Source organism: Algoriella sp., assembly GCF_036647415.1.
In the GTDB taxonomy this organism is placed as follows: domain Bacteria; phylum Bacteroidota; class Bacteroidia; order Flavobacteriales; family Weeksellaceae; genus Empedobacter.
Window position 1 is genome coordinate 1 of record NZ_JAVXKG010000011.1, and the last position, 11,759, is coordinate 11,759.

Annotated in this window: 9 protein-coding genes and 1 pseudogene; 2 read left to right on the forward strand and 8 right to left on the reverse strand. The window is 28.9% G+C overall.

What is annotated here, in order from left to right; all coding sequences use genetic code 11:
* Positions 1 to 58: 58 nt before the first annotated feature.
* The 4 genes from RSC72_RS06435 to RSC72_RS06450 all read right to left on the reverse strand — a co-directional run bounded on the left by RSC72_RS06435 (position 59) and on the right by RSC72_RS06450 (position 4,618).
* The gene (locus RSC72_RS06435; RefSeq protein WP_332546935.1) at positions 59 to 1,423 is read right to left on the reverse strand and encodes a hypothetical protein; all 1,365 of its coding nucleotides are present in this window, start codon (positions 1,421 to 1,423) and stop codon (positions 59 to 61) included.
* A gap of 159 nt (positions 1,424 to 1,582) precedes the next feature.
* Positions 1,583 to 2,500 carry a helix-turn-helix transcriptional regulator gene (locus tag RSC72_RS06440; protein ID WP_332546937.1) on the reverse strand — a complete coding sequence of 306 codons (918 nt, stop codon included), beginning with the start codon at positions 2,498 to 2,500 and terminating at the stop codon, positions 1,583 to 1,585.
* Between the two features lie 223 nt (positions 2,501 to 2,723).
* Positions 2,724 to 3,233, reverse strand: a complete 510-nt coding sequence (locus tag RSC72_RS06445) for a hypothetical protein (RefSeq protein WP_332546938.1) — start codon at positions 3,231 to 3,233, stop codon at positions 2,724 to 2,726.
* 14 nt (positions 3,234 to 3,247) lie between these two features.
* Positions 3,248 to 4,618, reverse strand: a complete 1,371-nt coding sequence (locus RSC72_RS06450; RefSeq protein ID WP_332546940.1) for a hypothetical protein — start codon at positions 4,616 to 4,618, stop codon at positions 3,248 to 3,250.
* A gap of 220 nt (positions 4,619 to 4,838) precedes the next feature.
* Between RSC72_RS06450 and RSC72_RS06455 the strand changes: the two genes are divergently transcribed.
* Positions 4,839 to 6,113 (forward strand): DUF3748 domain-containing protein, encoded by a 1,275-nt coding sequence (locus RSC72_RS06455; RefSeq protein WP_332578449.1) that lies wholly within the window; start codon positions 4,839 to 4,841, stop codon positions 6,111 to 6,113.
* 186 nt (positions 6,114 to 6,299) lie between these two features.
* Here the strand turns inward: RSC72_RS06455 and RSC72_RS06460 are convergent, their stop codons facing one another.
* Positions 6,300 to 7,808, reverse strand: a complete 1,509-nt coding sequence (locus RSC72_RS06460) for a carbon-nitrogen hydrolase family protein (RefSeq protein ID WP_332578450.1) — start codon at positions 7,806 to 7,808, stop codon at positions 6,300 to 6,302.
* A 110-nt stretch (positions 7,809 to 7,918) separates the two neighbouring features.
* On the opposite strand from RSC72_RS06460, the gene RSC72_RS06465 reads away from it, so the two are divergent.
* A complete protein-coding gene (locus tag RSC72_RS06465; protein WP_332543731.1) occupies positions 7,919 to 8,965 on the forward strand; it encodes a hypothetical protein in 1,047 nt (348 codons plus the stop codon).
* A 415-nt stretch (positions 8,966 to 9,380) separates the two neighbouring features.
* Here RSC72_RS06465 and RSC72_RS15825 read toward each other — a convergent pair.
* The 3 genes and pseudogenes from RSC72_RS15825 to RSC72_RS06475 form a co-directional block, all read right to left on the reverse strand.
* Positions 9,381 to 9,674, reverse strand: a pseudogene (locus tag RSC72_RS15825) (transposase-like zinc-binding domain-containing protein); the annotation flags it as partial.
* Positions 9,675 to 9,876: 202 nt separating this feature from the next.
* The gene (locus RSC72_RS06470) at positions 9,877 to 10,896 is read right to left on the reverse strand and encodes an outer membrane beta-barrel protein (RefSeq protein WP_332543725.1); all 1,020 of its coding nucleotides are present in this window, start codon (positions 10,894 to 10,896) and stop codon (positions 9,877 to 9,879) included.
* A gap of 33 nt (positions 10,897 to 10,929) precedes the next feature.
* A partial coding sequence (locus RSC72_RS06475) for a hypothetical protein (RefSeq protein ID WP_332543724.1) occupies positions 10,930 to 11,759 on the reverse strand: 830 nt, incomplete at its 5' end.

Here is an 11,759-nt window from a genome sequence, read left to right on the forward strand (position 1 = left end):
ACTGATTAATTTATGTATTTTTAATCACTCAAAAAATGTATCTATTTTTCAGGACGAGTCAATATTCTGCAACAAAACAAGGAACATATAAATAATTATTTTTTTCAAGTGGAATTTTTACAACATCAAATGGACTGTGTAATCCTAAAGTATCTTTTATTTCGGATTTTCTGTTAGGAGAAAAATTCTCGTAAAGAAAAATAGCTGTTCCAACATCATATTTATTCTTTTCTTCTATGTAATAAGCGTAGCCCGTATAATAGATAGTTTCTTTATAATCTACCTCAACTCGTTCGTAATCTATATCAAATTTCCAAGCTTTTTCAAGTTCTTTATTCGTCCAATTATGAATTCCAATTGTGGAAAAAATTTGTATTAATTGATCTCGATATTGTTTACTGAAATTTTCTAATAATCGTTGCACAACATTTGCATTAACATTTATCTTATTGTACCACCATGTATAATTTTTAATTCCGCCCAACAAATTAATAATTGATACATTTTCATCAGTTCCAACTCTATTTATAGATGCAGTAGATAAAGTTACAAGGTCATTCCATAACTCTTCATCAGATAATTTTTCTAAAACAAAATCTGGAATACTCTCGTATAAAGAATCTAATATATCTGCATTGTTTTTACCATTTGTAATGAAATCTTTGTAGTATAAAATTATTTTATTTTTCATATACTCTCGGTCTTCAGAACCATATATAGTTTCTAAAAATTTCAAGTAAACATCAGAGTTTTTTGTATAAAGTTTAATCGCGATATATTCGTCATTTACAACGTAATCTGTTAATTCCTCACTAATCTTATTTTCAACTTTTCTAAAATTAATATTTTCGCCATCTTTGTAAATGAAATTGAGATTATAAATAATCTTATCATGATGTGAATAAATTCCGAAATAATATTTGGAACGATTACTCAACAAATTTTTCCTTTTGTTCAGCATTCCTGTCTCAAAATAAAGATCACTTGAATTATCTTTTATTTCATGTACAATAGGAATACCTAACGTATTAGAATGACTAATTGTTAGACTATCTTTTTTATATTTTTGATAATCAAATAGAAAATTAGTAGATTTTAATAAATTATTTCTCAAATCATTAGCTAATAATTCATAATCAATACTATCTGTATAAAATTCTTTGTTTAAATCATCATAATCTTCTATCGTTGGTTTGTAAATTAAACTATTCTTTCCAAACGGACTTTCTAGCGCTATTTGGTTAGAAATTTCTTGGAAAGATTGATTAGTTTTGATACTGTTTAACTGATTTTTGGCTTTTCTTAAAATTCCTTTTTCTAATTCTTCGAACGATATGAATTCATCATTCTTGGCTAAAGACAACAAAATTTGCTGGGATTGTTCGTCCCAATCGTCGAGATCTTTTAAATAATCATTTGTCATAAAATTTATTTTTTGTGATTTTAGACAAAACTAAATCTCGTATGTGCCAAAAGTTGTCGTAGTGAAAATGGATTCTAGTTAAAATAAAAATCGATGAAAACATCGATAAATTAAATTATCTACGATTTCATCGATTATAAATATATAGAGTTGTTATTTTTAGAAAATATTATAATTTTTGCAAGAAGCAATTAATTGTTCTTTTATTTGATTAATCAAAATCTCTGGCTCAAGTACTTTTACTTCTTTACCATAAGACAAAATTTCTTGCATAAAATCATACGTCGGATAAAGCATCATCTCAAAAATACATTTATCTTCTTGTTCTTCTGAGACAATTTGTGAATCATGTAATGGAAAACTTTTGATGTATTCTTTTTGATTATTACTACATTCTAAAACGATACGATATGGTGTTTGATTTTGAAAACAAATAATACCAAACGCATATTTGAAATAAGTCTTGAAATCCATTTCATATTTTTTGAACGTAGCATCAAAAAGAGAAAGATTAGATATTCGGTCTAATCCAAAACATTTTACTTGCTCATCTTTTTTATCAAGAGCAACCAAATACCATCTATCTTTTGATTCTTTAAGTAATAATGGATGAACTTTACGCTTTGTATGTGTGTTTTTAAGAAAATTGTGATAAGAAAATTCAATAACTTTTCTATTTCTAATTGCATACAACAATTCATAAAAAGAATTAATACCACGATGTTTTCTGGATTCTAAAAATACATAATCTTCAAAATCTGGGTAAGCATTTAATGTATTAATGATTTGATAAGATTCTAATAAACGTTGATTATACTCATCTACCTCCATTATTGGGCGAGAAACGATGGTATATTTAAATAGATTCGAGCGATCATTTATAATTTCTAAATTAAATAGATTCTGAATTGCTTTTACATCTCGTTGAAATGTACGTTTAGAATAGGTATTAACATTTGCATCCTGAAACTCAAAAGAATTTAGTAGATAGTCTTCTATTTCTTCATAAGTTGAGGCTGATTTCTCTAATCGCTTTATGATTAATGCATAACGTGTCAAAAAAAAGTCTTTTTTCATATCTAAGTTTAATTTAGATAACAAAAGTAATTTTCGATAGCGCCAAAACTTGTCATTTTAAATTATTAAATCAAAAATATTCTAACTCATAATCTAAATATATCCAAAAATGCAAAAAAAGACATCAAATGTTCAACTGGACTCCTTTTCAGTCCGCATAATAGAAAAACCTCGAACAATGTTCGAGGTTTTTCTATTATATATTTATTTTAAATAAATTATTTTACTTCCAAAAGCTCCATAATTTTCCATCAAAAATTGCTATTGTTTTCGATGTTGTATCGTATGCTATCATACCTGGATAAGGAGAATTTACATTGACTACAGGATTATCTATACGTGGTAAAACCAATGCTCTATCATCAGATTCTAATACTAAAACGCCTTCGGCAGTAGAAGTTTCCGCTCCTACAATTACACCTTCACCATTATCATTAGAATTTGTTGTAATTATTGCTCCCGAATCTCCCGTAGGTGTTAAAGATACCCATTGATCATTTTCATACATTTTTACTTTTCTATCTGATTTATCAAAAGTAAAAGAACCGTTTGTAGGATTCGTCGTTACTTGTGTATTTGCTGGTAGAATAATTCCTTTTGTATAACCGTCCTCAAACTGAATAAGCGTTGATTCTGTAGTTTGCACGTTATTATTATCCGTTGCTATAATCAACTGAGCATTTGCCTTGTTTATTACGAGAACAAACAAGAATAGATATATATATATTTTCATGATGATTTTCTTATTTAATTATTACATGCTTTTTTGATACATCGCCAAGTTGAACCATTGTATAGTTTCACACATTTATCTACGGTATCGTAAATAATCATTCCTTCAATTGGATTCATTATTTTAGAAGCTATCGTCCTTGTAATAACCATTGGTTTGGAAGGCGAATCCAAACTAATATAACCATTCGGAATATTATTAGGCCAAGCTTTATCTACAGAAGTATTTGTAGAAATACCGACCGTTGTTGTTCCTTCAGGCGTACCTAATGTTGGATTTTGATAACAGTACGGAACAGTAATCGTAATTTTTGCCTCAGAGCATTCTCCAAGTAAATTACAAATTTGATATTTCAAAGGATCTGTTTGTGGAAAATAATCGCTACCTACTGTTACTTCTCCTGTATCTGGATTAAGAATTACACCTTCTGGCCATGTATCTTGTATTGATATTGTAGAATTTTTGTTAGAACCATTAAGATGTACATCTCCCACAACTTTCTCGTAACTATCATTTGTTATAATATCAAATTTATTCTGAGTTTCTGTAACTGTTAATTGATCATCATTTGCTTTGATAAAATCATCTATTGCAGGAGCACCAGAACATGTAATAACAGGAGCATTAGGATCTACGACTTCTTCTAAAACAATATCATCAACATAAAAATCGTTACCAGAGTTTGCAGAATAAGCATTTCTTAGCGCCATTGCCAAATTTGTACAATCGCTGCTATCATCAAGTTTGAATGTCCACGACTTGTTTACCCATTTGTTAGATTCATAACCAATATCCATTCTACCAGAATTTCCAATCACATTCTCAGTTCCTAAAGTTTGAGCCTCAAATTGTACTGCAACATTATTATTTCCACTCATAAAAAACCAAGCAGAAAATTTATATGTTTTACCTTTTTCTAGAGTTACAGAACGACGATAATATTGATTAAGAATTAATCCTCCATTTACAACTAGTACAGCGCCATCATCAGAAGAATCTGTATGATTAGTTACTTTTCGCCACCAATTACCTTTGTAACCTAAACCATCAGGAGCATCAGTTGAAAAATCATAAATATTTTTAGGCGCAATAACGGCATAATATCCGTTGTCTATATTATAAACATTTTCATTTGCAGTTGCACGTGTAACACCACCTGAATTGGGACTTGTCTGGAAATATTTGTCCGCTAAGTAGTAAAAACTTGAACCATGATTGAAAGTACCTAACGAAGAATCTTTTCCTCCTTGTGGTATATATTGAGAGCCAATTCTTGTAAGAGATTTATCAAAATTTTCTTCAAAAATTGTATTTGTAGATTGTGCTTGTAAAAAGCTAGAACAAAGAACAAAAAAGAAATAAATAATAGATATTTTTTTTTTCATATTAATGTTATATTTACAAAAACATAAATTTTCTTAAGAAAAACAATACTGCTTAATTGAAGAAAAATTATATGTTTTTATCATATCAAGCCACAAAGGTAATGTACTATATTGTAACACATCTATATAAGAAATGTTAAAATTATAGTTAAAAATCAGTTAGTTACATTTAAAAAGCGTTTATTAATTACTTATAATTGAATATATCATTGATTTAATGATGAATAAAATACATCAACTCACCTTTAATGATTATGGACATACTTTACATCATAATCAAATAGAATCTCGCGACGGAAATTATCTTCTTTTTGATACCAGAAATGATGACACAAAAATTGGAGAAACGCAATTCATTAAAACTTTAAATACCGAAACCTTAGAAATTAAAACGATTTATTCTACAAAAAATCAGTCAAAATTTGGTCCTGGAGTAGGCGCAGCGACTTTTTCTCCTATAGAAAATAAAATTATATTTATTCACGGAATTTGCAATGCAAATCAAGAAAATCCCTATTCCGCGACAAGACGTACAGGAGTTTCTGTTAATCTAAATATTGATGAAAAACCTATTTTTATGGATGCCCGAAATATTTTTTCTCCATATACAAAAGGTGCATTAAGAGGCGGTACTCATTCGCATTTATGGAAGTCGGATGGTAAATGGATAAGTTTTACGTACAATGATTTTGTATTAGAACAAGAAGCTAAAATTAATTCTAATGTAAAAGATCAACGTGTTGTAGGTGTTATGTTTTCTGAAAAAGTTGAAGTTCCTTTAGATGAAAACTTAGAAAACAACAATGGTGAAATGTTCTCTGTGATTGTTTCTAAAGTTGTTCCAAATCCTAAAAATGGAAGTGATGAAATAGAAAAAGCATTTGATGAATGTTGGATAAATACAACAAACAATATTGCTTTTCAAGGACATGTAAGAAATTTAGAAGGAAAATTGAAAACAGAAATTTATGTTGCAATAATTCCTGATAAAATTACGATTGCTGAAACAGATAATCTACAAGGCTCTAGGATAAATTTACCCGATGTCCCCAAATGTATTACACAAAAAAGAATCACATTTACAGAGAAAGGTATTAGTAATTTTAGACATTGGTTACGCTCTTCGCTAAACGGAGAAATTATCTATTTTTTGATGGAAGATGACCAGAACATTACTCAACTTTTTGGAGTGAACACGAATGATTTTAAAATAAATCAATATACTTTTTTAGAAAAATCTATAGATTCTCCATTTAATATTTCTAAAGACGGAAAGTATGCGGTATTTTTTAGTGATGAAAAAATTAAAATAAGTTGCCTTTCCGAAAAAAAATCTAAACTATTATATGATGCTAAATTATTCAATAATAGATTAACGGGAATTCCTCATTTTTCTAATAACGGAAAAAAAATCTATTTTAATCAATTTGTACCGAATAAATCACATAAAGAATTCATTCAAATATTCTCTATAGACACTTATATTCATATTTAATAAATGTTAAAGTTGTGATTTTTATCATTTATTATTTTGTTAATTAAAAATAAAATAATAATTTTAATATAATTCTTAACCGAACCTAAGGTCTATAACTAAGAAAAAGTTTAGATTCATGTCCTTATTTTGTCCAACCAACGAAATAAGAACTAAAATAAAACCTCCCAAAGTTGGAGGTTTTTTTTATTTCATTAATTTCACTTCATATAAATCTTTACGCCTATCTTTCATTGTTTTTACAGTTCCATATTCATGTAATTCTTTCAATAAATACAAATCTACATCTGCAATTAAAACCATTTCTGCATTTGGTGTCGCTTCCGCTTTTACGCCATTATTTGGAAAAGAAAAGTCTGAAGGAGTAAAAACTGCTGATTGAGAATACTGAATATCCATATTATTTACTCGAGGTAAATTTCCTACAGAACCCGCAATTGCAACGTAACATTCGTTTTCTATTGCACGAGCTTGGGCACAACAACGCACACGTGTGTATCCATTTTGTGTATCTGTCATGAAAGGAACAAATAAGATTTCCATTCCTTGATCAGCTAAAATTCTACTCAATTCGGGAAACTCGACATCATAACAAATCAATAAACCTACTTTACCACAATCTGTATCAAAAACCTTAATTTCTTCACCTCCATTTAAAGCATAATATTTAAACTCATTTGGTGTGATGTGTATTTTACTGTACGAATCTAATTTTCCTGAACGATGACATAAAAAAGAGGTATTATACAATTTCCCATCTTTCAAATGTGGCATAGATCCACTAATAATATTGATGTTATATGTTATCGCAAATTCCTGAATTTTCTTCACAATATCATCTGTCATTGTTGCTAATTGATGCATTGCTTCAATCTCTTTCAAATGATTATAAGGACTCATCAACGGAGAATTAAAAAACTCTGGAAACATGATAAAATCAGAACCATAATCACTTACCGAATTTACAAAAAACTCTACCTGATCATAAAAATCTTGCAAGCCTGCAAACAATCGCATTTGCCATTGCACCAATCCTAAACGAATAGTACGTTTTGTTGGAGAATTCGACTTTAAATCTGGTTCATAATAAATATTATTCCACTCTAATAAAGTTGCATATTCTAGCGATTCTTTGTCATCTTTCAAGTAATTTTTAAGAATTTTTTTGACATTAAAATCATTCGAAAGCTGAAAAGCTAAAGTAGAATCATAAATTTCTTTACTTTTTACCTTTTCTATATATTGACGTGGAGATAATTCTTTAGAATATTTATAATAATTAGGAATGCGTCCACCTGCTACAATAGATTTCAGATTCATTTCCTCGCACAATTCTTTCCTTACATCATACAAACGTCTTCCTAAACGTAATTGACGGTAATTTGGATGTACAAAAACTTCGATACCATACATTACATCACCATCTGGATCATGTTTTAAGAACTTTCCGTTCGACGTAATTGTATCATAATTTGATTCAATATTTGTCTTTTTTGTATTGATAATAATACTCAAAGCAGAAGCCACAACTTTACCATCAACCTCAACACAAAACTGTCCTTGTGGAAAAATCGCCAATAATTCTTTTATTTCGTCAACTGTCCAAGTTCCTAACTGATTGTGATAAGCTTCTTTTGTCGATTCCGTTAAATCACTATAATCTTCAAGTGTCAAATTTCTGACCTGAATATTCATTTTTGTAAGTTTAGATGTTCTCTCTAAGGTAATAAATATTAATCGAATAAATATAATATTATGATTTATTTCGAAGTATATTCGTGAAAATATTTATCAATTTTAGTCAAATGAAAGATGTAAAAATTGAGTTTAGAAAACCCATCTATCCGATTAATAATGAACTTAATCTTTATTTAGAAAAGTATCAACGCACAACTACGGCAAGTCTTGAATATGATGATTTACTACGTTTTTCTGATTGCGTTGCTTTAGAAGATAAAGAAGGCAATGACACGCATTGGTTGGGTGTTTATTACTCCGATTCTGAGCACAGGGAAATAGAAAATAGTTTGAATAGAATTTACACTTTTCTCCATTCTGATGGAGACGAAGAGTCTTTACCTTATTTGACTGTAGATTCTATTGATTATTGCACTTTCGGAAATTCGAAACCTTTTCGTATTCGTGTTCGTAATATTTTGAACGATAATTACACTAATTTCTATATAAAACAAGCGGACGCTTCACGAATTTATGGATTAGAATTAGAAGAGATTTTATCACCTCATCGTATTAATTTTTTGGTGTATAAAAACACCTTAATTGAAGAGCATATTTTAGGAATTCCGGGCGATGTATTTATCAAAAAATATTTAGAAAAATGCAATGATTTAGAGAAAAATCAAATCGCAAAAGAGTTTGTAAAGTTCAACGAACGTTGTTTTATAGGGCTTTTGGGCGATATGCGTTCGTATAATTATGTTGTTATTCCGATTCACGATTTTGATCAAGTTATTTACCGCATTCGTCCTATAGATTTTGATCAACAGAGTTATGAAGGAAATTTAAAAATTTATCGTCCACAATATTTCAAAGAGAACAAAGAAATGGTGGATATGGTAAGTAATCGATTAAAATCTAATTCGGTGGAACAATATAGGAAAGAAGAAAAATCATTAGTTTCAAAGAGAATTGCAAATAGCACTAAGCGTTACAAAGATTTGATTAAAATAATGAAAAAAGACACAATTTCGAAACCTGAAAATATTGCGCAATTAAGAACTTCATTTTCTAAATTTTATAAAAATAATGAATACGAAAGCTTTAATAAAATGGGTGAAATTTTACAAAAAGCAATTGTTGATGGTTTAGAATTGTCTCGCCCTGAAAAATAGATATAACTTTTCAGTGATTAAAAATACATAAAGGTAATGTTTAAGATGTGTATTTTTTTCAAACATCACAAATACAGTAATTTTATTATTAAGTCATTTCTTATCAGTAGACTATTAAATAACAATACATCTGAAATATTACCGATTTACAAAAAAAAGAGATTCTAAATGATAGAATCTCTTTCGCGGGCTGACAGGTATTTCAGTCGAACATTTGATGTCATTTTTGACGTTTTTAGATAAACTGTAATTTTTTAGATTTTTTAAAAATAATTTACACTTTTTTAGACTAAAATTTACAAAATAGCACTTTATGGCTTCTTAAGGCGATAGGAATATCCAAGTTAAGTATTATCTATTTTTTTGTTAGAGTCTTAACTCCAAAAATAGATGGTTAAAATAGCAGATAATACAGCTGTATTATTTTGGGAGCAATTTGCAAAATTCGCTTGAGTAAAGTGGTCGTTGAGATTTGTAAATAACGAGCGGTACTTCTTATTCCTAAACCTTCTTTGGTTAATTGGATAATATTACAATTGATTGTTGAAAGATAGGAGTTGTATGTATAAATTTCTACAGTGACTTGGTTACAAGATTTACATTTATAACGTTGTTTGCCACTCTTTGTACTACCATATTTGATTAATTTAGTGGAACAATTGGAACATATTTTTGGTTGATTTTCAATAGTAAAGGTTGATTTTGTCATATATTCTAAGATGTAATTTATGCGAAAATTTGATACCAACACATTTGATACACAAGGTTATCAGACGAATTGATTTTAGTAGTTTTAAGGTATAAAAATACCCGATAATAGATAGTATTCCATTATCGGGTTTGATTATTTTATTGTTAAATAACTTGTAGTAAATACATTATGAAATAACAACACATATGAAACACTACCGCTATTGATTATCTAATCGATTAAAAACAATCGGTTCTTCAACTAACTCTTGCTGAGATGTTATTAGTTTTTTCTGTTGAACTAGTTCTGATTCTTTCTCGACTATTATTTCGGGATGCATTTCTTCTACAACTGGAATTGTTTCTATTTGTAATTCTGAAACCATGATTTCTTTTTGTTTATCTCTTCCAAAACCAATTCTTACTTGAAATCCATAGGCTAATAGTTTTGCCCGATCTATTGCATTTGATGTTTGAATAATTCCATTTGGTTGATTCTCTGCATTATTCTCTGCATTATAATTAACCAACGGTACATCTGTTTGCAATTGATTTTTATTTTGTAAATTACTCAATCCATAATCTATATATAAACCTGTATATAAACGGATTTTATCTGATATTTTAAAACTTACGCCCGTTTCTGCACTTAAAGAAAATGTTGTTTTTAACTTCGTTTCAGATTCGCTTTTCCAATTGGTTAATGTTCCAAATCCATGGCTTGGTATATCTACTAATTCTACATTTAAATCGGCGTAATAACCACTCATTTTAAGTTCATCAATACCTACTTTTGTCTGTTGTGCAAATGGGAAATAAACACGTCCTCCTCCATTTATATAAAATTGTGTATTTCCCAATGTACGATATTGTAACATCAACGGAATACTGGCCGAATAAAAATGACTTTCTTCTTTATATCCTTTTGTCTTTACTCTATAATCAAACGCTTCACCTTCCGAATCTATTTGATAAGAAGAATAGGTACGATCGTCTAGTGTTGAATGATTTTTAAAATAACCTAACTCAGCTCCAGTAACAATTCCCCAATGTTGGTTGAGAAAATAGGTGTAGCCAACACCTATTTTACTTCCTATTTTTAATTCATTTCCTCCATTATTTACTTTAAAATCTAATCCTTGAATCCCCGTATTTATAACTCCACTAAATTCTTGAGCTTGAATAGTTGATATTCCTAAAGTAATTAAGCAAAATCCTATTTTTATGATTAATGATTTCATGTGTTCTTTTTTAGTTTTCTTATTCTAAACAAATTAATTTACTAACATTTTAGTGCTTGCTTTTCTTCCATCTTTCAAGAAAAGATGAACAATGTAAACACTTGCAGTTAAAGGTGCTTTTAATTTTGTAGTTGACTCAACATTTATAATTTCTTTATATATTTTACCTGTTAAATCCATCACCACTAACGACGCTCCTTTTAATTCTTCTACTGAATAATCTGCTACTATATTAAACATTTCTCCTTGACGTACAGGATTTGGAACAACTTTAACTCCTCCTTTATGTTGATTTGCTACAATAGATATCGGACAAGTTTCCATTTTATTTCCAGATTTATCCGTTGCAATAACATGATAAATACCTGAAAGAGCTTGTGGAGATTGATAATATTGACCTATTGCTCCACTTATTATCGTTCCATTTTTGTACCATTGCCATTTTTCAAAATCATTGCTATTATTATCAAAAATCAAAATATTGTCCCATTTCTGTTTTATCATACCATTTAGTTTATGATTTAAAGTTTGAGTAATCTGATTTGATGATAAAAAATTATTGTTTCCTAATTGAAATGCTGTTATTTCAGCATAACCATTTCCTATTAAAATAACTTCTGCTCCGTTTATCTTTGCTATAGATTCATTAGACGATTTGTACATAATAGGTAAACCACTAGAAGAACGAGCTGTTAATTGAATTGTAGTTTCATTACTACAACCAATAATTAAATTTTGATTCCAAACAATTGATTGCGATGCTTTTGTAATTGTTAAATCTGCGTTTAATGTTTGACCGATATAATTAGTACCTCCATCTATTGTTGCAATTACTTGATGAACGCCTGTTTCTGTTTGATTAT